This window comes from Deinococcus aerophilus, from assembly GCF_014647075.1.
GTDB lineage: Bacteria > Deinococcota > Deinococci > Deinococcales > Deinococcaceae > Deinococcus > Deinococcus aerophilus.
This window is the reverse complement of sequence record NZ_BMOM01000002.1, coordinates 38,953-61,731: the sequence shown is the minus strand read 5'-3', so window position 1 is coordinate 61,731 and position 22,779 is coordinate 38,953. Positions and strand designations below refer to the sequence as shown.

17 protein-coding genes are annotated in these 22,779 nt (G+C 69.3%); 9 read left to right on the top strand and 8 right to left on the bottom strand.

Annotation, left to right across the window (positions count from 1 at the left end; genetic code table 11):
- Positions 1 to 53: 53 nt before the first annotated feature.
- Genes IEY21_RS01805 through IEY21_RS01785 form a run of 5 tightly spaced genes read left to right on the top strand, consistent with a single transcriptional unit; the run spans position 54 to position 6,334 of the window.
- Positions 54 to 1,385, top strand: a complete 1,332-nt coding sequence (locus IEY21_RS01805) for a lipopolysaccharide biosynthesis protein (RefSeq protein ID WP_229752788.1) — start codon at positions 54 to 56, stop codon at positions 1,383 to 1,385.
- Positions 1,382 to 2,539, top strand: coding sequence for a glycosyltransferase (locus IEY21_RS01800; RefSeq protein WP_188900747.1), 1,158 nt, complete (start codon positions 1,382 to 1,384; stop codon positions 2,537 to 2,539). Before IEY21_RS01805 ends, IEY21_RS01800 begins: the two co-directional genes overlap by 4 nt.
- The gene (locus IEY21_RS01795; RefSeq protein WP_229752786.1) at positions 2,536 to 3,888 is read left to right on the top strand and encodes an O-antigen ligase family protein; all 1,353 of its coding nucleotides are present in this window, start codon (positions 2,536 to 2,538) and stop codon (positions 3,886 to 3,888) included. Before IEY21_RS01800 ends, IEY21_RS01795 begins: the two co-directional genes overlap by 4 nt.
- Entirely contained in the window at positions 3,885 to 5,087 is a 1,203-nt protein-coding gene (locus tag IEY21_RS01790; protein WP_188900745.1) for a glycosyltransferase, read from the top strand. Before IEY21_RS01795 ends, IEY21_RS01790 begins: the two co-directional genes overlap by 4 nt.
- Positions 5,084 to 6,334 (top strand): glycosyltransferase family 4 protein, encoded by a 1,251-nt coding sequence (locus IEY21_RS01785; RefSeq protein WP_188900743.1) that lies wholly within the window; start codon positions 5,084 to 5,086, stop codon positions 6,332 to 6,334. The genes IEY21_RS01790 and IEY21_RS01785 overlap by 4 nt, the downstream gene beginning before the upstream one ends.
- A gap of 117 nt (positions 6,335 to 6,451) precedes the next feature.
- Here IEY21_RS01785 and IEY21_RS01780 read toward each other — a convergent pair whose 3' ends face one another.
- From IEY21_RS01780 to IEY21_RS01750, 7 genes are all read right to left on the bottom strand, one after another.
- Complete coding sequence (locus IEY21_RS01780) at positions 6,452 to 8,110, bottom strand: hypothetical protein (RefSeq protein WP_188900741.1); 1,659 nt, start codon at positions 8,108 to 8,110, stop codon at positions 6,452 to 6,454.
- Positions 8,111 to 8,189: 79 nt separating this feature from the next.
- Complete coding sequence (locus IEY21_RS01775; RefSeq protein ID WP_188900739.1) at positions 8,190 to 9,770, bottom strand: P-loop NTPase; 1,581 nt, start codon at positions 9,768 to 9,770, stop codon at positions 8,190 to 8,192.
- A 238-nt stretch (positions 9,771 to 10,008) separates the two neighbouring features.
- The gene (locus IEY21_RS01770) at positions 10,009 to 12,564 is read right to left on the bottom strand and encodes an HD domain-containing phosphohydrolase (RefSeq protein ID WP_188900737.1); all 2,556 of its coding nucleotides are present in this window, start codon (positions 12,562 to 12,564) and stop codon (positions 10,009 to 10,011) included.
- Between the two features lie 48 nt (positions 12,565 to 12,612).
- On the bottom strand, positions 12,613 to 13,941 hold the full coding sequence (locus IEY21_RS01765; protein WP_188900735.1) for a S8 family peptidase: 1,329 nt from the start codon (positions 13,939 to 13,941) through the stop codon (positions 12,613 to 12,615).
- Between the two features lie 200 nt (positions 13,942 to 14,141).
- A complete protein-coding gene (locus tag IEY21_RS01760; protein WP_188900732.1) occupies positions 14,142 to 14,966 on the bottom strand; it encodes an ABC transporter permease in 825 nt (274 codons plus the stop codon).
- Between the two features lie 99 nt (positions 14,967 to 15,065).
- A complete protein-coding gene (gene modA / locus IEY21_RS01755; RefSeq protein ID WP_308424808.1) occupies positions 15,066 to 15,848 on the bottom strand; it encodes a molybdate ABC transporter substrate-binding protein in 783 nt (260 codons plus the stop codon).
- Positions 15,849 to 15,892: 44 nt separating this feature from the next.
- On the bottom strand, positions 15,893 to 17,020 hold the full coding sequence (locus IEY21_RS01750) for an XRE family transcriptional regulator (protein ID WP_188900730.1): 1,128 nt from the start codon (positions 17,018 to 17,020) through the stop codon (positions 15,893 to 15,895).
- Positions 17,021 to 17,592: 572 nt separating this feature from the next.
- Between IEY21_RS01750 and IEY21_RS01745 the strand changes: the two genes are divergently transcribed.
- The 4 genes from IEY21_RS01745 to IEY21_RS01730 all read left to right on the top strand — a co-directional run bounded on the left by IEY21_RS01745 (position 17,593) and on the right by IEY21_RS01730 (position 21,445).
- Positions 17,593 to 18,300, top strand: a complete 708-nt coding sequence (locus tag IEY21_RS01745) for an SRPBCC family protein (protein ID WP_188900728.1) — start codon at positions 17,593 to 17,595, stop codon at positions 18,298 to 18,300.
- Positions 18,297 to 19,475, top strand: coding sequence for a zinc-dependent alcohol dehydrogenase (locus IEY21_RS01740; protein ID WP_188900726.1), 1,179 nt, complete (start codon positions 18,297 to 18,299; stop codon positions 19,473 to 19,475). Before IEY21_RS01745 ends, IEY21_RS01740 begins: the two co-directional genes overlap by 4 nt.
- Before the next feature lie 322 nt (positions 19,476 to 19,797).
- A complete protein-coding gene (locus IEY21_RS01735; RefSeq protein ID WP_229752785.1) occupies positions 19,798 to 20,274 on the top strand; it encodes an HAD family hydrolase in 477 nt (158 codons plus the stop codon).
- A 130-nt stretch (positions 20,275 to 20,404) separates the two neighbouring features.
- Positions 20,405 to 21,445 (top strand): SDR family NAD(P)-dependent oxidoreductase, encoded by a 1,041-nt coding sequence (locus IEY21_RS01730; RefSeq protein ID WP_188900724.1) that lies wholly within the window; start codon positions 20,405 to 20,407, stop codon positions 21,443 to 21,445.
- A 45-nt stretch (positions 21,446 to 21,490) separates the two neighbouring features.
- Here IEY21_RS01730 and IEY21_RS01725 read toward each other — a convergent pair whose 3' ends face one another.
- Positions 21,491 to 22,708, bottom strand: a complete 1,218-nt coding sequence (locus IEY21_RS01725; protein WP_229752784.1) for a M42 family metallopeptidase — start codon at positions 22,706 to 22,708, stop codon at positions 21,491 to 21,493.
- Positions 22,709 to 22,779: the final 71 nt, after the last annotated feature.

The window sequence follows — 22,779 nt, the reverse complement described above, 5'->3', positions numbered from 1 at the left end:
CGCGCCGCCGCACAGTCCGTCGGTCCCTGTCCACCCCGCCCCCTGGAGGCTCCTTGCCCGTACGCTCAACTTCCACGCCGGACACCGCCGCAGAGGCGGGTGTGCCCGCCGCCCGCATCGGCCTGCGGGCGGGTGTGCTGTGGACCTTTGGGGGCCAGGTCGTGTACTCGGCGGCGCAGTGGGCCATGGTGGCGCTGCTGGCGCGTCTGGGCAGCCGGGAGGACGTGGGCATCTACGCTCTGGGCCTGGCCGTGACTGCCCCGCTGTTCCTGGCCCTGGGACTGCAGCTGCGCAGCGTGCAGGCCACCGACGCCCAGGAAAGTCACCCGTTTGCCCACTATTTCAGCCTGCGTGTGCTGAGCATGCTGCTCGCCCTGGGCCTGAGCGCGGCGCTGGCCCTCGCGTATCCGCACGCGGCGTGGGCCATCGTGTGGCTGGGGGTGGCCAAGGCGCTCGAAGGCCTCAGCGACGTGATCTACGGCCTGATGCAGCACCGCGAGCGCCTGGATCTGGTGTCGCGCTCGACGTTGCAGCGCGGCGTGCTGGGGCTGGCGCTGCTGGGCGGTCTGTTCGCCGCAACCGGCAGCGTCGTGTGGGGCACCTTCGGCGTGGCGGTCGCCGGGGGACTGGTGCTGGCGTTCTACGACCTGCCCCGGGCGCGTCGCCTGACCCAGGGTGCGGCGTGGTGGACCCGACGGGTGCCCGCCGCGCTGCCCCGGCTGGCGTGGCCGCTGGGAGCGGTCGTCGGGCTGGTCTCGCTGGGCAGCGCCCTGCCCCGGCTGTTCATCGAACGTGAACTGGGCAGTGGACCGCTGGGGGTGTATTCGGCGCTGGCCTACGTCACGGTGGCGGGCAGCGTGGTGATCGTGGCGCTGGGCACCGCCCTGACCACCCGTCTGTCGCAGCTGTTCGCGGCGGGACAGCGGCGGGCCTTCGTGCGCCTGACGCTGGTGCTGACCGCCGCCGCCGCCGCCGTGGGGGGAGCCCTGGTGCTGCTGGCTGCGCTGGCCGGCGAGCCGCTGCTGCGCGCATTGTACGGTCCGGCCTATGCGGGCCAGAATGGGGTGTTTCTGTGGCTTAACCTCAGCGGGGCGCTGAGCTACCTGGCCTCGTGCGCGGGCTTTGCCGTCACGGCGGCGCGGCGCTTCCGCCAGCAGTTGCCGCTGTTCGTGGTGGTCACGGGCGTGCTGGTCCTGGCGTGCTGGTGGCTGATTCCCGCCCACGGTCTGCTGGGGGCCGCGTGGGCCGCGCTGATCGCCGCCGCCGCGCAGTTGCTGGGCAGCTGGGCTATCGTGGCGCGGGCCTTGCAGCGCGGGCCCGAGCCTCAGGCCGCTCCGGTTCAGGTTCCCTCCGCCCCCGACCCTCAGATTCAAGGAGACGCATGACCCCACCCCCCACCCCGGACCGCTCCCCTTCCAGCCGGCCGCTGCGGGTGCTGCACCTGGCCGGGACCCTGGACCGGGGCGGCATCGAAACGTGGCTGGTCAACCTGCTCGCCCAGCTGCCCCGTGGGGAGGTGGCGATGGACGTGATGGTCGTTTCTCCCGACGCGCGTCCGGGCGAGTACGCGGATCGGGTGCGCGGCCTGGGCGCGACGCTGCTCGTGGCCCCCGCCACCGGTAACCCGCTCGCCTTCGCTGCGTTCTTTGTGCGGGCGCTGCGGAGCCACGGCCCCTATGACGTGGTTCACAGCCACATCCACCACTTCGGTGGGCTGGCGCTGCTGCTCGCGCGCCTGTCCGGGGTGCCGGTGCGGGTCGCCACCAGCCACCTGGATTCCCGCCGCGCCGACATGGCGGCGACCGGGGGCCGTTACGCTTACCTCAGCGCCATGCGCGCCGCCCTCGGCGCCGGAATTACCCACCGCCACGCAGTGAGTCCCGAGGCGGCCGCGGCGCTGTACGGCCCCGACTGGCAGGCGCTGGGCGCACAGGTCGTGACGCTGGGGGTGGACCTGCAGGCCGTGCGCCATCCCGGGGACCTCACGGACCTGCGAACCGAGCTGGGGTTGACGCCGGGCGTGCCGGTCTTCGGGCATGTGGGCCAGTTCCGGCCCCAGAAGAACCACCTGTTCCTGCTGGAGGCGTTTGCGGCCTACCTGGAGCGCCACGGTCCCGCCCACCTCCTGCTGGTCGGAGACGGCCCCGAGCGGGCGGCCATCGAGGAGCGGGTGGCGGCGCTGGGGCTGGCGGGGCGGGTCCGGTTGCTCGGATCGCGCCCGGACGTTGCCCGGCTGCTGTGGATCATGGACGCCTTCGTCTTTCCCTCGCACTTCGAGGGCCTGAGTCTGGCGCTGGTCGAGGCCCAGGCGGCGGGCCTGCCGCGCGTGATCTCGGCGGGTGTCTACCACGACGCCCGCATGCAGGATGCCGGCCTGCAGGTGCTGCCGCTGACCGCCCCGCCAGCGGTCTGGGCCGACGCCCTGGCCCAGGCGGCCTCGCGCGGCCGTGAGGTGCCGGATCACCTGGAATTTGACATCGTGCAGGAGGCCCGCAAGCTGGGTGACTTCTACCTCGCCGCTGCGGGGGAGACCGCTTGAGTCTGCCGTTGCCCGCCGGTTCCAGTCGCTTGCGGCGCTCCGCTTCTGACCCGGCCGCCGCGCCGCTGAGAACCGCTCCCCTGCTTCAGCGGGCGGTGACGTGGCTGCTGGGCGCCTACGTGTTCTCGCAGTTTTTCGGGCTGCCGGTGCTGGCCGCCGGACCGTCGTGGGCGCTGTGGCAGGCTCCCGCTGACCTGCTGCTGTGGGCGGCGCTCGCCTGCGCGGCCCTGTACCACCGCCGGGTCGGCGCCGATCAGCAGGCGGTGTGGCGCGGTCTGCAATGGCTCGGGGCACTGTCGCTGGCGTCGTTTGCGCTGCTGTTCGTGATGCGTGACGGACATCTGGGGGTGGCCGTGCCCTTCGGGCTGTTCCAGCTGTTCAAGCTGGGGCAGATCCTGGGGGTGTTCTGGATGGTCTCGCGCCTGAAACTGGGTGAGGAACTGCTGGAGCGCTGGGGGCAGCTTGCTGTGATCTCCTTCGTCCTGATGGTCGTCGGCGTGGCCTGGACCTACTTTTCTCCGGCGCTGCCGCAACTGCTCGGCGGCGTGCTGCCGCGTGGGGCGGGCGTGGCCGGTCCCTGGGAGTCGTTCTACCTGCACAACGAGAAGGGGCTGGGGACCGTCGGCTACAACCATGCCCATGTGGCCGCGATGGTCTTGCTGCAGGCCGCGCTGGCCATGATCCTGCGCCCGCAGCGGCCTCCGCAGTGGCTGCTGGCGGCGGCGCTGATCGCGTGCTTTCTGTCCGGGGCCCGCGCCGGACTGGCGGGGTGTCTGCTGTTCGTGGTGCTCGAGGGCCTGAGAATGCCGGTGCGCTCCGGGCTGGCGCTGGGCGCGCTGGGGGTGGCCGGAGTGGTGGCCCTGCCCGCGCTGCAGGGTGACCTCAGCGGGCTGCTCGCCCGGCAATCTACCCTGCTGGACGCCGGAGACGTGGGCAACCTCGCGGGCCGCGCGGACATCTGGCGGGTGTACCTCGACGCCCTGCTCAGAGATCCGTTCCGGCTGCTGATCGGCAGCGGCTTCGGCTCGGGCATCGCGAACAACGGGGCCAACGCGCACATCCTGCCGCTGCAGGTGATCTATGAGACCGGCGTGGCGGGCTTCACCGCCCTGCTGCTGTTCTTCGGCCTGCTGATCGCGCGCCTGCGGGCGCTGCGGACCCGGCGCGCGGGCGTGGCCCTGAATCTGCTTGCCGCGCTGTGGCTCACGGCGGCCACCACCGACACCTTCTATCCCACCCCGGCCTTCGGCGCGTTCCTGCCGCTGCTCGCGCTGACGCTGGCCGTCGCGCTGGTGGGCCGCGCCCCCGCTGCGGGGGCGGTTTCCCCGCCACAGGAGGCTTTACCGTGAGGGTCAGTGTCGTTCTGGAACAGCGCTTCATACACACCCCGGACGGGTCCACCTACGACAACGGGCACGCCACCTATGACCACTGGCGGCGGTACCTAAGCGTGTTCGAGGAAGTGCAGGTGGTGGGCCGCTCGCAGGCCGTCACGGAGGTTCCGGCCGGATTCCGGCGGGTGGACGGGCCGGGCGTGCGCTTCCTGCCGGTGCCGTACTACCAGGGCCCGCTGGGCCTGCTGCGGCGCCTGACCGGCGTCAGCGCGGCCCTGTGGCGGGGTCTGGAGCCGGGCGAGGCCGTGATCGTGCGGCTCTCCGGGGTGCTCGTTCACCTGGCGGCCGCGCTGCGCTGGTTCCGGGGTCACCCCTTTGCCGCCGAGGTCATCAACGATCCCTACCTGGGCTACGGCCCGGACGGCACCCGCCACCCCCTGCGCCCGCTGTTCCGCACGCTGCTCACGGAACTGACCCGGCTGCACTGCCGTCAGGCCGTGGCCGTGCAGTACGTCACACGCGAGGCGCTGCAGCGCCGGTACCCGCCGGCCGCGGGCGTGGCAAGCTTCGGGGTCTCGGACGTGCATCTGCCGCCGGAGGCCTTCGCTGACGCGCCGCGCGTCTATCAGGGTCGGGCGCGCCACACGGTGCTGGTGGGCTCGCTGGAACAGCGTCACAAGGGCGTGGACCTGGCGGTGCGGGCCCTGGCCGTACTGCGCGCCGCCGGGCACGACCTGCGGCTGAAGGTGGTCGGGGACGGGCCGCTGCGTCCGGGCCTGGAGGCCCTGGCCCAGGAACTAGGGGTGGCGCAGGCCTGCGAGTTCGCCGGTCAGCGCAGCACCCCGGCCGAGGTCCGCCGCGATCTGGCGGGCGCCGAGCTGTTTCTGATTCCCTCGCGCACCGAGGGTCTGCCGCGTGCGCTGCTCGAGGCGATGGCCCAGGGGCTGCCCGCCGTGGGTTCGGCGGTGGGCGGCATTCCCGAACTGCTGCTCCCAGACACCCTTGCTCCGCCCGGCGACGTGGACGAGCTGGTGCGGGCCTGGGGGGCACTGGCGAGCAACCCCGCACAGCTCAGTGCCCACAGCGGGCGTAACCTGGCGCTGGCCCGGACCTACGCCGACGCCACCCTGGATGAGCAGCGCGCCGGGTTCCTGCGCAGCGTGCGCGCCCACAGCCGGCCCCAGTCCCCTTTTCCCCCTGCAAGGACGTCATGAAAATTCTGTACACCACCACCACCCCCATCGCGGCCCTGGCCTTCTTCGCTCCCCAGCTCGCGCACCTGCGCGCCCAGGGCCATGAGGTTCATCTGGTCACGCCCCCCGAGCCCGCCGATCTGGTGGCCCGCGCGCAGCAGATCGGCGGCGCGTCGTACCACCCCCTGCCCATGGCCCGTGAGATTTCTCCGCGCCGCGACCTGAAGGCGCTGGCCGGCATGGTGCGAATCCTGCTGCAGGTGCGCCCCGACATCGTGAACTTCTCGACCCCCAAGGCCGGGTTGCTGGGCGGCCTGGCCAGCGTGCTGACCGGCGTGCCGCTGCGGGTCTACTTCATCCACGGACTGCGCAGCGAGACGGCGGCCACCGGCGCGCTGGCCCGGCTGCGCCCGCTGCTGCGGGTGATCGAGCGCCTGACCTGTGCGTGTGCCCATGAGGTGCTGTGCGTCAGCGAGTCCAACCGGGAGGAGGCCGTGGCGCTGGGGCTGGTTCCGGCGCACAAGATCCGGGTGCTGGGGGCCGGCAGCCCGGCAGGCCTGGAGGTGGACCGGTACGCACACCCCGACGCCGCCGCCGTGGCGCGCGCCCGCGCCGAGCTGGGATTGCCCGAGGGTACCCCGGTGGTGGGCTTCGTGGGCCGCCTCGCGCCGCAGAAGGGGACCGAGGAACTCCTGCTCGCGTGGGCACAGGTGCACCGGGAACATCCACAAGCCCGCCTGCTGCTGGTGGGCACCCCGGACCCGGCCAATCCACTGTCCGGTCCGGCGGAGCGCGCCTACCGCGAAGCGCAGGGGCTGGTGCAGGTGGACTTCGAGGCCGACATGAGCCGCCTGTACCCGCTGATGAGCGTGCTCACCCTGCCCAGCCGTCATGAGGGCCTGGGCATGGTGGTGCTGGAGGCAGCGGCGGCGGGCGTACCCAGCGTCCTGACCGACGCTCCGGGAGTGCGTGACGCGGGCGTTCCCGGCGTGACCGGACTGCAGGTGCCCACCGGCGACGTGTCCGCCCTGGCCGCCGCCTTGGACACGCTGCTGTCCGACCCGGAGCAGACCCGTCAGCTGGGCGATCAGGCGCACACATGGGTGCGCGAACACTTCGAACAGGCTCACCTGTGGGCGCTGTGGGACGGGTTTTACACGGCGGCGTGGAACAAGCGTCAGAAGAGCGGAGGGAGCCGGGTCAGGAGAAACGTTCTGTTGCTCGCTGCCGGAATGCTGCTGGCAGGGTGGGCGGCCCGTCGGCGCTAGCGGCTAGCGGCCCTGCAGGGAACAGGCCGGGAAGAGCAATTCTTCCCGGCCTGTTTTACGCCCGTATTCCTGGCAGACCCGTGGCGCGGTCCATGCAGGCTCAGACCGGCCACTGCATCAGTCCGGCGCCTGGGCGTGCAGCACGGCCTCGGCCGCCAGTCCGTAGACCGGATGGTACGGAGCGGTCCAGATCAGCGCCCAGCCCCCGGCCTCGGCCTCGCCCCGGCGGATGGCCCGCCACGCCTCGCTGGGTGTGAGCCAGGCCGCGTAGCGCAGGTTGGCGATGGACAGCCAGCCGGTGTCGCGGTAGGTTCCAATCACCTGCTGGGCGGCTGAGTCCCAGGGAATCAGCACGGGCACCGAGTTCTCGGCGCGCGGCCCGAGTTCCGCGGCGAGCGAGGCGTACTGCAGCGAGGCGCGCAGATCGCTGTAGTGGGCGGGAGGCAACTGCTCTGCCCGTGAGGCATTCAGCGCCGCGTGGTACGCCTGCTGCCGGGCGCGGCCGCTGAGGGCCGCGTCTCCATCCTGCGTCATGGCGTCCAGCATCTCCAGCGTCAGCTGCCACTGGTGGTTCCAGGCCTGCGGCACGGCCACGTCCAGCAGGGGCAGCACCCGGAAGGTTCCGCTGCACAACGCGGCGGCCTCGGCCAGATACGGCAGCGGTGCAGGAAGGTGCCATACCTGATCGAAGGTGCCCAGCACGCTGGAGGGCAGCGTGGTGGCCACGACCAGGGCGCGCTCGCCCCGGCGACGCCGCATCAGCAACTCATTGGCCTGTTGCCCCAGGTGGACCGGACACAGGCTGGTGGACAGCAGCGTGGCCCCCTCCACCAGTCCGGCCAGACGTGCGGCGCTGGCCCGGGACGGCAGGACCACCAGGATGTCTCCCTGCTGCTGCGCGAGTTCGCGGGCCACGCCGGGCAGGGTAAGGCGCCGGGACACCGGCTGGACATCCAGCGCCAGGGGGGTGCGTGGGGGCCGCGTGGGGGTCGCTGCGCCGATGTCGGCGGGCGGCCACGGCAGGGGCTGGAAGGCGGCGGGCCACGCGCGCTCGACTCCCGGCAGCCCGATCACGGTCCAGCCGAAGACGCTGGCCGCGTCCTGGAGCAGTTGCGTGACCACATTCAGCCGGGCCTGCGGCAGGCTGTGCAGGCCGTCAATCAGCAGCGGCCGGGACAGCAGCTCGGGCAGCCGGGGCAGGTTCCACGACCACACAGCACTGAGGGTGGCGATCAGCTGCTCAGTGGATTCAACCGTGCCGGGCAGACCCCGCTCGGTCAGAAAGGTGGTCAGGCCCCAGCGGCTGCCCCAGCTGGTGCCGGCCCAGGTGACCGGTCCCTGGCCCAGGCATTCCAGCCCGGCCTGCCAGCGTTCGGTGTCGGGCAGGGCTGGCAGGATCCACAGGCCCGGCGCGAGGGCAGAGTCGGTGGAGGCGGGCTGGAGCTGAGCCTCCGGCTGCTCCGCGAGCAGGTAGCCGGCGAGCCCCCGGATGAACATTTCCCGCTCGGAGGCCGTCCACTGCGGCAGGGCGGGCGCCGGGCCCAGCTCGGCGTGCGCGCGGGCCAGCAGACCGTCCGGCAACGGCTGGTTCAGGACCTTCAGGGCGTCCGCGTGGTCCAGCAGGCCGCCGCTGCGGGCCAGCAACGCCCGCGCGAGCTCTGGTTCCCCCAGGGCCTGGGCCAGCGCCGCGCTCCGCAGCGGATCATGTCCGGTCAGGTCATCCAGGCGGGCCACCCGTGCAAACAGCGGGGCCAGGGACAGGGGAGCAGGCGTCAAGAGCCGGCCTCCAGGCCGCCCGCCCGGCTGCTGCCCGGTGCGGTGGAAGCGGTCAGGGGGTATGCCCACGTATGCCGCCTCATCCCCGGCTCCCCACGCTGCGGGGCGGCTGGGGTTCCTGGCCGAGCGACGCGTAGGTGTACTCGCTCTGTCCACTGGTCTCGCGGAACCGGTTGAGCACCAGGCCCAGGACCGGAACACCCAGACGCCCGGTGTCCTCGATCACCCGGCGGATCTGCGCGTGTGAGGTCTGTGGATCGGTGACGACCACCAAGCCGTCCAGATGACTGGCCAGCACCAGCGTGTCAGCGATCTTGAGCACCGGGGGCGTGTCCACCAGCACCACATCGTAATCGCGGCTGCGGGTGCGGACGGTCAATTCCAGCATGGGCGTGTTCAGGGTGGAGGTCTGCACGGTGAGCAGATCGATGCCATCGGCCACTCCGGTCCGCAGCTGATGTTCGCCCATCTGATGCGTCTGGGCTTCGCGGCCCCGGGACGCCGCCAGCCACAGGTTTTCCTGCCGGCGACGGAAAATGTCGGCGTCCACCACCAGGACCCGCATGCCGTGTTCGGCCATGGTGTAGGCCAGTCCGGCGGTGACGGTGCTCTTGCCCTCGCCTACCTGCCCGCTGGACACCACGATGATCGGCGAGGAGGGCAGGTTGCCCAGGCTGGACATCACGCCGACCCGCACGAATTCCATCTGTTCCCGGAACAGACCGTGCCGGATGGCCTGAATCACGCGGGTGGGATCGGCGCTGCGAAAGGGCAGGGGCGGCAGAGTCCCCAGCACCGGCAGCCCAAAACTGCGCAGGTCCTCCAGCCCCCGGATGCGCTGCTTCATCTGATCGAGCGCGAACGCCAGCAGAGTCCCGAAGAACACACAGGCGGCGAAACTCAGCAGGGTGTCGCGCAGGGGCCGCGGGGCGGCCGGGTCGGTCGGCGGCGTCGCGGAGGCCAGCGCGTTCAGGGTTCCGCTGACGGTCTGCTCCAGCACCTCCACCTGCTGCAGCCGCTCGACGATGTCCAGCCGCAGCTGCTCCAGGGTGCGCAGATCCAGCGCGTTGCCTCCGCGGGCGATGCGGGCCGTCAGGTCGGCGCGCTGGGTCACCAGGTTCTGGCGGGCGCGGGTGATGCCGGTCAGGGCGCGCTGCCGGTCCCACTCCAGCAGCGACGCCGAGAAGCTGTTGGCAGCCGCCTGCGCAAGCTGGGGGGTGGCGGCCAGCGCACTGATCTCGTAGACGCCCACGAAGTCCTGGTTGACATCGGTGCTCAGGCGCACCAGTTCGCGCCGCCCGGTTCTCGCTTCCAGCTGCAGACCCTCCACGAAGGCGCGCCGGGCCGGACTGTCGGGCACGGCCGCCTGCAGGCGGCTCACCGCGCCGTCCACCACGGCGGGGCTGCGCATGGCCCGGGCGACCACGCCGGGCGGCAGTTGCGGCGCCGTGACCAGCGTGTTGTTGATCACGCTGTTGCCGCCGCTGGTGGGCAGGGCCGAGAGACTCGCCGTGGCCTGATACACCGCGGGCCGCGTGCTGGAGTAGAAATAGACGAGGGTGGACACGGCCAGCGCCACGATCAGGATGGGCAGCGCCGCACGCCTCAGTACCCGGAGGAGAGAAGAGAGGTCAAGGTCTTGGGGCCGGTCAACAGTCATGAATGTCCTTTTTCTGGAGTCGCGCGGGTCTGCACAGCAGGTGCTGCGCCGCCTTCAGGAGTCCCTGCCAGACTCTACCGCTCCGGGTTTGCCGGGTGGATCATTGTATGACTGCGTGGGGTGGTCAAAATCCGTTTTTGCCGGCAGCGGGCCGGTGTCATCCCCCACTTCCTAAAGGCCTCGCCTCATCTTTGTTTCTGGGCCCGTCGTTTCTGGGTCCGTCTGCGGCCCTGCAGTCTTACCGGCCCTGCTGCCGGCGGCGCAATTTGGTCTGGTACATTCGCTGATCGCTCAGGCGCAGCAGATCGCCGGCGGTTCGGGCGTCGTGGGGATACACCGAGCTGCCCATGCTGGCGCTGGCCGCCTTAAACCCCTGGTGGCGCATCTGGTCTTGCGTCTGCTCCAGCAGGCCGCGCAGAATCGGCAGCTCCTGCGGCTCGGTGCTTACCACGGCGAACTCATCGCCGCCGATGCGGTATGCCAGGCCAATAGGGGCGAAGGCCGCCGCAAGCGCTCTGGCAAAGCACTGCAAGAACCGGTCTCCCTGTTCATGGCCGTGTGTATCGTTGATGGCCTTCAGCCCATCAAGGTCGAAGGAAATGACCGAAAAAGACCGGTCATGCTTGATGGCCTCGTTCAACGTCTGTTCCAGCGTCTGTTCAAAAGCCCAGCGGTTGCCCAGGCCGGTCAGGTTGTCGGTCAGGGCCATGCGCTGCATGTGGGACGCAGTACGTTCGGCTTCCTCGCGGGCCAGCTCCAGATCACGGGTGCGCTCGACGAGAAGTTGCTCAAACACCGTCAGAACATGATTGGCTTCCTCCTGCGCCAGCGGCATGTTCTCCTCTGAAAAATCCCCATCCGGGGAATCGGGCGTCAGCAGGATGGGCACGGCAATCTCGACCACGTCCGGATCAAAGTGGCTGCCCGTCTGCTTGCGAATCTCGTTCACGGCGTCCTGTGGGGTCCAGGCGGCTTTATAGGGACGGGCCTGGGTTAGGGCGTCGAACACGTCGGCAATGGCCACGATGCGGCCCACCAGCGGAATCTGGGTGGCGTGCAGGCCGCGCGGATATCCGGTGCCGTCCCAGCGCTCGTGGTGGGTCAGGGCGATTTCCTCGGCCATCCGCAGCAGTTCCGAGCGTCCCCCTGACAGAATGCGCGCGCCGATCAGCGTGTGGGTCTGCATGTGGGCAAACTCCGCTGTATCGAGCTTGCCTGCCTTGAGCAGCACGCTGTCGGGAATACCGATCTTGCCCACGTCATGCAGCCGCGCCGCAATGCCCAGCACGGCGGCGCGGTTTTCCGGCCAGCCCAGGGCCAGGGCGATGCGGGCCGCCGTCCGGCCCACCCGCCGGGTATGCTCTCCTGTGGTGTCGTCGCGGTATTCGGCGGCCATGGCCAGGCGCGTGACCACTTCCTGCTGCGCGCGGGCGAGTTCGGCAGTGCGCTGCCGCACGCGGTGTTCGGCCCGCTCACGTCCCTCCTGCTCCAGTTCGGTGCGCATGCGGTAAATCTCGGTGTCGTGCCGGGCCCGCTCGACCTCGAACTGAATACTGAGGTTGCGGGTCTGGCGGTCACGTTCGGCGTTGAACAGCTCGCGTTCTATGTGCGTGAGTTCACGGCTGTGTTTCAGGGCCAATATGGGCTGGCCCTGACGCTCGAACAACTCGGCCAGCGCTTCGTTGGCCGCCGCCTCTTCCTTGGGAGACTGAATGCTGACCGAGAGTTCCAGACTGGTTCCGAGTTCCCTCTGGGCCGCTTCCAGGTCACCTTCGGTCAGGTGCAGGCGGCCCAGCTGCAGGCGGGCTTCCAGTTCGCCCTGTTTTGCCCCGATCTCTATGGCGATGTTCAGGGCCGCCTGCAGGACCTCACGCGCCTGTTCAGGCTCATGCATTTTCTGATACAGGGTTCCCAGACTGTCCAGGGCGTGCATCTCACCAACTTGAAACTGGATCTGTCGGCTTAGGTCCAGGGTCGCTTGAAGATATTCCTGAGCCCGCTCGAATTGTCCGGCATCCAGACAGAACCCGCCGAGGTTAAGGCTGGCGAGTGCCTGGGTGCGTCCCTCATGGGTCGCAATGGCTGCTTGATACGCCGCCTCCATGACCTCGATGGCCAGCTCGATATCCCCGTTCATGCTGTGAACGTGGGCCAGATTGTGCAGAATGGGTGTTTCTACTTTGGGATCGGCGGGCTGAGTCTTATACAACGTGTATGCCTGGGTCAGACTCTTGATGGCGTCCCCGTATTGTCCCAACCACATCTGAACTCCACCAATATTGGTCAAACAGTGAATCTGCCCGGTGGCATTTCCCTCTTGCTCCCGCAACTGCAGGGCCCGGTGCATCAGTTGCAGGGCTTCTGCTGCCTGCCCCTGGTGGTGCTTGACAACAGCCAGATGATTCAGGGCCGTGGCATGGATAGAGATTGCTGAAGGGATGTCGGCGGCCAACGCCACCGCGCTCTGCAATTCCCTGGACGCGTCATCGAACTGGCCCAGGTCAATGCAGGCCTTGCCGGCCAGACTCCGGGCCTCAGCCTCCTGAGCCGCCAGCCCCAGACTGCTGCAGGTATTGGCAGAAGTCTGGAACACCTCCAGGGCTTCCTGAATCTGTACGTTGGCCTGAAGGGCGCGGCCCAGCAACAGCTGGCTGGTGCTGTGCTGTGCGGCGTCCAGTTCGGCGCTCAGTCCACAGCAGGTCTGGGCCAGGGCCAGGGCCTGTGCCGGATCAACAGTCAACAGTTCTGGAATGGCCCGTTGAAGGGCCTCCAGCTGGGTCAGAGGCGCCTTCATCGGTGGGGGTGAAACGGGGTGGTGGCTGATGGTCACCGCCTTTGAGCCTCAATCGTCCTGGTCGGCGTTCAAAAACTGCACCAGATCCAGGCGGCCTTTGCCCAGTTTGTCCTTGAAGGGTTTGTTGTCCGCGATTTCGTTGATCTCTTTGGTGTTCTTGAGCAGCTGCTCGATCACCTTGTCGGCCTTGTCTTTGTCTTTCTTCCCCGTCTTGTTCAGGTTCTTGCTCAGCTCCAGGGCCAGTCCGCCGGTCACCATCGGAGCGGCCATGGACGTGCCACTCCACGCGGCCATGCGGCCTTCCGGAGCCGGTGCATAAACCTGTTCACCGGGGGCCACGATGTCCAGCTCCTTGGCATAGTTGGAGAAGGTGGATTTAACGTCATTCAGGTTCACGCTGCCCACGCTGACGCCCCACTCCTTGTCCATTCTGGCCGCTGGATAGGTGATTCTGTCCTTATTGTCGTTCCCGGCAGACGACACCACAACCACTCCGGCCTTGGAGGCCTTCTTGATGGCGTTGCCGATCACCTTCGATTCCTCGGTGCTGCCCAGACTCAGGTTGATGAGCTGGGCCCCCTGAGCCACCGCCCACTCGATGGCCTGCGCCACCATGATCACGTCACCCGAACCGTCTGGTCCCAGCACCCGCAGGGGCATGATCTTCACGCCCGGCGCCACCTGCAGGATGATTCCGGTGATGTTGGTGCCGTGGCCGTAACCGCCCACGCCGAAGCTACCTTCTTCCTGTGGAATGCCGTCATCCGCGTAGAAATCGCGCCAGGTGGACGGATCGGTAAAGGCCTCGGTAAAGGCAGGGTGCACGAGGTCCACGCCCGTGTCGATGACGGCCACGGTTACGCCTGCGCCGAGCTGTGGAGCCTGAAGCTGGGCCTGCTGCAGACCGATCTTCTGCCACAGCGCGGTGTTTTCTGGGATGGGAGCGAACTGACCGCCGGCCCACATCGTGGCCTTGCCACCTGCCCACATCGTGGCTTTTCCGCCGGCCCACATCGTGGCCTTGCCGCCCATGGTCGCGGTCATGATGCCGCCCCCACTGAAGACATCACGGTTCGGCTCGATGAACACCGTGCGTCCACCCAGGGCGCGCAGGTTCTGGGCACCAAGTTTTTGGTTAAAGCCGATCAGGGCCACGCAGTTGTCGCTGTCATCCGCCGCGCAGCCGGAAGTCTTCCACTCCAGGACCTCGCCGCCGACGGCCTTGGCCAGCGCCTGCGCGGTGTCACCGGGCTCCAGCTGCACCGAGGCGATGTGGGCGAACCGTGCGGCAGCGGGCGCCTGAGCGGTAGGTGAGGTGCTGGAGCAGGCGCTCAGCAGGGCGAGGGACAGCAGGCTGACGGCAGAAATCTTGGACATCTGTGGCACGCTCCTTAAAAATATGGCAATACGAATATGGCCGATCCTGACCAGCATGCTTTTTGACGTCTGACAAAACACGCACGCTTTCTGATGCAGCCTTCATGAAGGCGTTATGAAGGCTGTGATCTGGTGCGGAATTTTTCTGAGATGACTGGCAGACCGCTCTGAGGTGCGGGCATGGACATCCGGCATGGGCCTCAGGAGGAGGGGTGGCGGCTGGCGAGCAAACGCACGGTCAGCAGCAGCCCGAAGGCCACGACCACCATCACGGTCGAGAGGACCAGGGCGGGCGCAAGGTCGCTTTCCAGGGCGGAGTAGATGGCCAGCGTGACGGTCCGGGTCTGGCCCTGCAGGGAGCCGGCAAACAGAATGGTGGCGCCGAATTCGCCCAGGGCCCGTGCCCAGCAAAGGACCAGCCCCTCGAGCAGGAAGGGAAAGGCCAGGGGCCATGTGACCAGCCAGAACGCGGCCCAGCGTGACGCTCCGTCGGTGAGGGCAGCGGCCTCCACATCGCGGTCCACCGCCAGAAAACCAGCCTTGGCCGCCCGGACATAGAACGGCGCGCTGGTAAACAGCTGGGCGAGCACCACCGCCAGGGGACTGAACGCCACGCTGATGCCCGCGAGTTCCAGCGGCGCTCCCAGCAGGCCCGTGCGCCCGAAGGTCAGCAGCAACCCTACCCCCGCCACCACGGGCGGCAGCACCACCGGCAGGTCCAGCAGGGTATCGAGCACAGTGCTGCCCGGAAACCGGTAGCGGGCGAGCAGAAAGGCCACCGGTGTGCCCAGGGCCACCGTCAGGGCCAGGGTGGTCAGGGTGGTGACCAGGCTGACCCTTAGGGCGTCAAGCACTGCCGGGCTGGCCAGGGTGGGCAGCAGGGTGGGGGTCAGCCCCCGGGCCAGCAGCGCGGCGGTGGGCAAGACCAGAAACAGGACGAGCAGCACCGAAAGGGCCACGAGCAGCACGGGGGGCCGGGCTGGCCGGGAGAGGGGCGGACTCGTTGGGGGCGTACGGACGATCATGGGGCTCCGGGCGTGGCTGCCAGGGAACCGCGTTCCGTCAGGGCAGGCAGAGCAGACGGGAACCGGGGCCGCACGGATGAGCGGGACATCAGCGGCACGTCATTGAGGGCTGAGAAAGCCCCATTTGCGCATGATCTTCTGCCCCTGTGCCGAGAGGACGTACTGGACGAAGGACCGGGCGGCCTGGGGACTGCCCGCCCGGTCCACCACACCAATGGGATAGGCCGCAGTCTGGTTGAAGCGGCTGGGCAGGGGAACCACGCGGACACTCTCCTTGAGGGCGGGGGTCACGTCGGTGCTGTAGACCACGGCGGCGTCGGCCTCGCCAAGCTGGACCTTGAGGGCCACCTGCCGCACGTTGGGTTCCTGGGACACGACGTTCTTGAGAAACAGGGCCGAGAAATCCGGCCCGTAGGTGCCCGCGCGGTCTATGGCCGCGAGCATACGCCGGGTGTATTCCCCGGCCGGCACCGCCGCGTCCGCAATCACCAGCTTCAGGCCGGGCCGGACCAGATCGGCCAGGGTTCCCACGCGCGGGCTGTTCTTCGGGGCGATGACCGTGAGCCGGTTGCGTACAAAATTCTGCCCCGGGCCAATCAGGCCAGCCTGCACCAGCGGAGTGAACTGGGCACTGTTGGCGCTGGCGAACACATCTGCCCGGGCGCCGTTTTGCAGCTGGGTTCGCAGGGTCTGCGAGCCGGCAAACTGAAAGGTGGTGGTATGGCCGGTTCTGGCGTCGAAGGCCCGGCCCAGTTCGCTGAAGGCGTCGGTCAGTGAGGCGGCCGCAAAGACGGTCAGGCGCTCGGCGCCGGCGACCGAGGAGACAGAAAGGGCGCAGAGCAGCAGCGCGCCCAGGGCGGATTTGAGTGGGGGAGGGGTCAAGGGGAACTCCTTGGTGGGGGATGGGGGCCTGGGCGGCACCCGTTTCAGGCGGTGGTCTGCCACAGCTCTCCGGCGTGGCGCGGATCGTACCCGCCCAGAGCGGCGAGTTCGGCGTGAAAGGCGGGCAGCCGGGCGCCCCCCAGCAGGGCCTGCACCCCCGGATGCTCCAGATGCTCGGCGGGAAGTGCGAGATCAAAGCGTTCGTGGTGAAGCGGCACGAAGTCCAGACCCCATGCCCGGGCGGCGGCGCGCGGTCCCGGCCCGGCGTCGGCCTCGCCGCGCGCCACACTCTGGGCCAGGGCCAGGTGCGAGGCGTGGGTGCGGTCGTAGCCCGGCAAGGCCCGGCGGGCCGCTGCGTCCAGTCCGGCCGTCTCCAGCCACGCATCGAGCAGCAGCCGGCTGCCGGCCCCGACGTTGCGGTTGGCCAGACGGATGCCGGGGCGTGCGAGGTCGGCCGGTGCGCGCAGCCGCCGGGGATTGCCCGCCGCCACGATCAACCCCTGTTCCCAGGTCCACAGCGTGAACAGGTGAACCGTGCGCCCGCGCAGCTCGCGCTCCACCCAGGGCCGGTTGTGGTCGCCGCTGGCGGGGTCGTGCAGGTGAATGCCTGCCGCGTGGGCCTCGCCCCGGGCCACGGCACGCAGGGCGTCCAGGCTGGGCAGGTCGTGCCACAGCACCCGTGCCGACGGCGCGAGTCGGGCCGCATGGGGAATCAGCAGGCCCAGCGACGGATCGCAGCCCGCCACCACGGCGCTGCGGCGCAGCACGGTGGGATCGGTCAGGAGGTCCACCTGGAGCGCACCGTCCTCTTGGTCGCTGCGGCCCACGCCATCGGCAGACCGGGTCAGGGCTCCCTCACCGCTCAGGGGCAGGGCGAGCAGCTGTTCCCCCACGTAGGCCAGCTGTACCCGCGTGGGAAAGGACGCCGGAACCGTCAGCGCCCGTGCGGGCAACGGCGGAGTGGGCAACTGGAACAGGTCCTCGACCCGGCAGGACAGGGCGTGTGCCAGGCGCAGGGCCACGGCGGTGCTCGGCACCGAGACGCCGGCTTCGATGGCATGCAGGGCCTGCCGGGTAATTCCGGCCCGCTGTGCCAGATCTCCGGGCCGCTCGCCGGACTGTTCGCGCACCGCCCGGACCCTGGAAAGCACACTCGGCGGCGCAGGGGACATATCCAGAGCGTAAAGCGGGATGGACGCCCCGTCAACCGCGCTTGACGTTTCTCTGCTGACTGGGACGTTGTGCAGGACCGCCGGGTGTCTATTCCAGCGTTCCTCCCACCCGGGGCCGGGGAAAGTCCACCGTGACCTGCAGCCTGTTGGGGATGGCCGGCCCGAAGCGGAGGCTAGCTTCATGAATCCGGGCCCCGTGGCTGACGATGGTCAGCTCCAGTCCATGCCCCTCGTCCCGACGCGACCTGAACTCCAATCCTAAACTCAACAACAATCAGCCAGTGCCCCTGCGCGGCAAGGAAGCATCTGTTCAGCGGACCGGGGGCCAGGGACTCCTGGCCCGTTTTCGTGTCTGAGGGTGGCCGTGATGGAATCATGGTGAATGAGGACGCAGATCACGGCTTCGTCACCTTTTCTTGAGCCGGCGCTGAGTTGGTGAACTGCCCGACCTTTGCGCCGTGGCCCCGCCGCCCAAATGGAACGATGTCATACCTACAGGTCGGTGAGGTCCAGTGACGCCTTCCGGGTCGGGCCGGGTCGTTCCGCCGGGGCGCCGCAGCACCGGGGCCCACATGCCCGCGGTCGAGCGCGGAGTGGTCGGGGCGCTGGGAGTCTTTCTCCTCACGGCGGGCCTGCGCGGCGGTTCGGCGTGGCAGCGGCTGGTGCTGGGCGGCCTGGGCGCGGGACTGACTGCGGTGGCGGTCACGGGCAGCAGCCCGGTCGCGACTGCCTTCAAGGTCCGGCAGAACGAGGACGGCGATGTGCTGGTCGGCGACGCCGTGACCGTGGGCAAACCCGCAGACGAGCTGTATGCCATATGGCGCGACTTTGCCGGCCTGCCGAGGCTGATGAAGCACCTGAAGCGGGTGGAGGTGCTCGACGAGCGCCGCTCGCGCTGGACCGTTCAGGCCCCCGCCGGGTATGCGGGCGGTGAGGTGAGCTGGGAGGCCGAGATGACGGCCGATCAGCCGGGCCGCCGCATCGCGTGGCGTTCCCTGCCCGGCGCGGCGGTCGAGAACAGCGGCGAGGTGCTGTTTCGCCCCGCCCCCGGGGACCGCGGCACCGAGGTGATCGTGCGCCTTACGTACCGTCCGCCGGGCGGCAGCGTCGGCGCCCTGGTGGCACGCATCGCCGGGCAGGAGCCGTCGCAGCAGCTGCGCGACGACCTGATGCGCTTCAAACGCGAACAGGAACTCGGGTTTCATCCCACCACGCAGGGGCAGAGCAGCGGGCGGGCCGGGTCCTCCGGTCAGAACGCAGGCCGGGGAGGCCAGGCATGAGGGCGGTCTTATGGCAGGGCACCAACCACATCGGCGTTGAAACGGTTCCCGATCCCACGCTGCTGCTGCAGAGCGACGTCATTGTGCGCGTCACGTCCACGGCCATCTGCGGCTCGGACCTGCACCTGCTCGACGGCTACATCCCGAGCATGGAAAAGGGCGACATTCTGGGCCACGAATTCATGGGCGAGATCGTCGAGGTCGGGCGCGATGTCAGCAAGGTGAAGGTGGGCGACCGCGTGATCATGCCCTTCAACCTCGCCTGCGGGGTGTGCGAGCCATGCCAGCGCGGCCTGTTCAGCGCCTGCGACAACTCCAACCCGAACCACCGCATGGCCGAGGCGCTGTACGGCGCGACCAGTGCCAGCGGCCTGTTCGGGTACTCGCACCTGTTCGGCGGCTATGCGGGCGGACAGGCCCAGTTCGTGCGGGTGCCGTTTGCCGACGTGAGCTGCTTTCCGATCCAGTCGGACCTGCGCGACGATCAGGTGCTGTTTCTCACCGATATCTTCCCGACCGGATATCAGGCCGCCGAGAACTGCGGAATTCAGCCGGGCCGTGACGTGGTGGCCGTGTTCGGCGCCGGGCCGGTGGGGCAGTTCGCCGCCCGCAGCGCCCAGATGCTCGGGGCCGCCCACGTGATCGTGATTGACCGGGTGCCCGAGCGTCTGGCCCTGGCCGAGGCCGCGGGCATGCAGACCATCAACTACGAGCGTGAGGACGTTCTCGTGGCCCTGCATGAGGCCACCGGTGGACGCGGCCCCGACCACACCATTGACGCGGTGGGTCTGGAGGCCCACGGCCACGGTCCCGGGGCGCTGCTGGATACCGCCGAGCAGAAGCTGCGCCTGAGTTTTGACCGCATCACCGCGCTGCGCTGGGCGATCCTGAGCTGTGCCAAGGGAGGCACCGTCAGCATGCCGGGCGTGTACGGCGGACTGGTGGACAAGTTGCCCCTCGGGTCCGCCTTCGGCAAGGGGCTGACCCTCAAGATGGGCCAGACCCACACCCACCGCTACGTGCGCCCGCTGCTGTCGCGCATCGAGGGCGGCGAAATCGACCCGAGTTTCGTCATCACGCACCGCGCCCCGCTGAGCCAGGCTCCGGACCTATACAAGACCTTCCGCGACAAGAAGGACGGCTGTATCAAAGTGGTCCTCGACCCCTGGGCCTGAGCCGGGCTGGACCGTGCCGCGCCGTTCTCCGCCGGGGACGGCGCGGCCGTTGGTTCCTGTCCTGGTGTGGGGCAATCCTGGTGTGAAGTCCCGGTCAAGTGGGCCTAACCCCTCGTCCCGCACGGGACCCTTAGCCTGGAGGGCATGGCGCCTTACCGTGGAGTGATTCTGGATCTGGACGGCACGCTGGTGGACAGCAACGATGCCCATGCCCGCGCGTGGGTGCGCGCCTTTATGGACGGGGGCTTCACGCTGCATTTTGATGAGGTGCGCCCGCTGATCGGCATGGGGGGGGGACCAGCTGGTTCCCCGGCTGACCGGCGTGGAGGCGGGCACCCCGCAGTACGAGCGCCTCAGCCAGGGTTGGCAGGACCATTTTCAGCGGGGAGAGCTGCCGAATGTGCGCCCGCAGCCGGGGGCACGCGAGCTGGTCGAGGCCCTGCGCCGCAAGGGGCTGAAGCTGATCGTGGGGACCTCGGGAGAAGAGAGCGTCGTCCAGAGTCTGCTGGACCGCGCGGACGTGGCCGACCTGTTGCCCGAGCGCACCACCGCCTCCGACGAGGAGGACTCCAAGCCGGCCCCCGACATCGTGCGGGCCGCGCTGAACAAACTGGGCCTGTCGCCCGGTGAGGTCCTGATGGTGGGCGACACGCCCTACGACATCGAGAGTGCGCGCCGCAGCGGGGTGGACACGCTCGCCCTGCGCTGCGGCGGCGATTCACGGCTGGAGGAAGCGGTGGCAGTCTACGACCATCCGCTGGACTGGCTGACCCATCTGGAAGACCTGCCGCTGGGCTGACCGTGTGCCGCACCGGGGTCTCCGCTGGACTTGGGCCTCTGCGGGACCGGGCCCTTCCCGGTCTGAGGCCGCGTTGAGCCGCCCTTTAGATGATCAACCGCCCGTTCGCCGGATCTCCACAATACGGGCCATGCGAGTTCCCAAACGTCTGCTTCTGGCCACCGCCGTCCTGGCCCTCGCCCTGCGGCGGCAGGCCACCCCCGCCTACGATCTGGCGGAGAAGAGCGTGCTGATCACCGGGGGCTCGCGCGGGCTGGGACTGGCGCTGGCCGCCGAGTTTCTGGCGCGTGGAGCCCGGGTCACCCTGATGGCCCGCACCGCCGCCGACCTGGACTGGGCCGCCGCTCGGCTGGCGGCGGGCGACCGGGTGCAGACCGTCACCGGTGACGTGACCCGTGAGGCTGACCTGCACCGAGCTGTAGCAGAGGCGGTTCGGTCTCACGGCCGCCTGGACGTGCTCGTGAACAACGCGGGCCTGATCCAGACCGGACCGCTGGCAAACATCACCGAGGCGGACTTCCGCGACATCATGGAGGTCAATGCCTTCGCGCCGCTGCGTCTGACCCGCGCCGCACTGCCCGAACTGCGCCGTCGCCGGGGCCGGGTGCTGATGGTGTCCTCGGTGGGGGGTAAGGTGGCCGTGCCCCACCTCGCCTCCTACAGCTTCAGCAAATTTGCCCTGACCGGTCTGGGACAGGCGTTCCGCGCCGAACTGGCCCGCGAGGGTGTCACGGTCACGACGGTGTGTCCGACGGTGGTGCGCACCGGCAGTCCCCGGCAGGCCCAGGTCAAGGGCCAGCACCGGCGGGAATACGCCCTGTTCGCCACCGTGGACAACCTGCCGTTTCTGTCCCTGGACGCCGAGGTGGCCGCCCGGCGTATGGTGGACGCCGTGGTGCGCGGCGACGCCGAGGCCATGATCGGGGGGCCGGCGTGGCTGCTGAAGCACGCCCAGGCGCTCGCCCCGCAGCTCACCGCCGACGTGCTGGCGCTGGGCAACCGTCTGCTCCCTGCCGCTACACCCGGTGACCGGGCTGTGCCGGGCCGTGCCGCGGAGGGGCTGCTCACCCGCTCCAACCCCATCAAGCGGGAGGCCGAGCGCGAATTCAACGAGCTGGGCCTCCCGGCGACGCCCCCGGCCCAGGACGGAAAAGACCCCAGCAAAAGTTAGGCGGCGTGGGGTGGCCGTGGGCCCCGCACGCCGGCAGCGTCGTGTTTACTCTCCGGCCGTGTCCGGGGGCAGGAATCCCAGGTCCAGCCCGGGCAGAGCGCTCAGGAAGCCGCGCAGCAGGTCAACGGCTTCTTCCAGGTCCCGCTCGTCGAGGACCTCGACCGGGCTGTGGGTGTAGCGGTTGACCACCGAGACGGCCCCCGCCGCAACCCCGCCGCCCAGGTACTGCAGCGCACCCGCATCGGTGCCGATGCCGCGCAGAAGTTCCGGCTGCACGCTGAGGTTCTGTTGCCGGGCCACCTCCATCAGGCCGCGCCGGACCGCCGGGTGGGCCAGGGTGGAATTGTCCATGATCTTGACCGTGGGGCCGGCGCCCAGGCACAGGTGCGCCGTTCCGAGTTCGGGGGTGTCGTCCGCCGCCGTCATGTCCAGGGCCAGGGCCACATCGGCCTGCAGGTGACGCGCCAGCGCCTGAACGCCGCGCAGGCCCACCTCCTCCTGCACCGAGAAGACCGCCACCAGCGTCACGGGCGGGGGCGCGTCGCGGTAGCCCTCCAGCACGGTGAGCAGCGCCGCGCACCCGGCCCGGTCGTCCAGGGCGTGCGCGGTGTAGCGCCCGCTGCCGCGGCCGAGTTCCTCCAGGCTGCCCACGAAGCCGGCAGGGTCGCCCATCTGCACGCCCATCTCGGCGGCCTGCTGTGCGCTGCGCGCTCCGATGTCCACGTACAGCTGCGTCGTGGGCACCAGGGCCGAGCGGTCGGCGTCGGTGAGCAGGTGGGCGCTTCGGGTGCCGATCACACCCAGCAGACGCTGGTTTTCGGTGCGGACCCACAGCCGCTGGGCGAGCAGGATGCGGTCGTCCATGCCGCCCACCTTCTCCAGCCGCAGAAATCCGTTCGGATCAATCTGCCGGACCCGGAACCCGATCTCGTCCATGTGGGCCGAGATGACGCAGCGCCGCGCGCCGGGCTGGGCCGCGTGGCGGGTGGCCACCACGTTGCCGAAGGCGTCCACGCTCAGCTCGTCGGCCAGGGGCCGGGCCGCCTCCACGATCAGGCGCACCACGTCCTCCTCGGAACCGCTGGGGCCGGTGGCCTCGACCAGACGGCGCAGGTGGGCGATGAGGACCGAGTCCTGTGGTTCAGGAGCGGCGGCTTTGGAGGTCTTGGTCTTTCGGGAAGCGGCCATGTCGCGGCCCATTCTGGCGGATTCGGCCCGGTCGGTGTCCAGGATGTGCGGTGTTTCCTGGAGGGTGCCCTCCATTCAGGCCGCGGGTACGTCCGGCACGGCGTGCAGGAGTGGAAAAAATCGTCCACACCTCCTACAGTGATGTG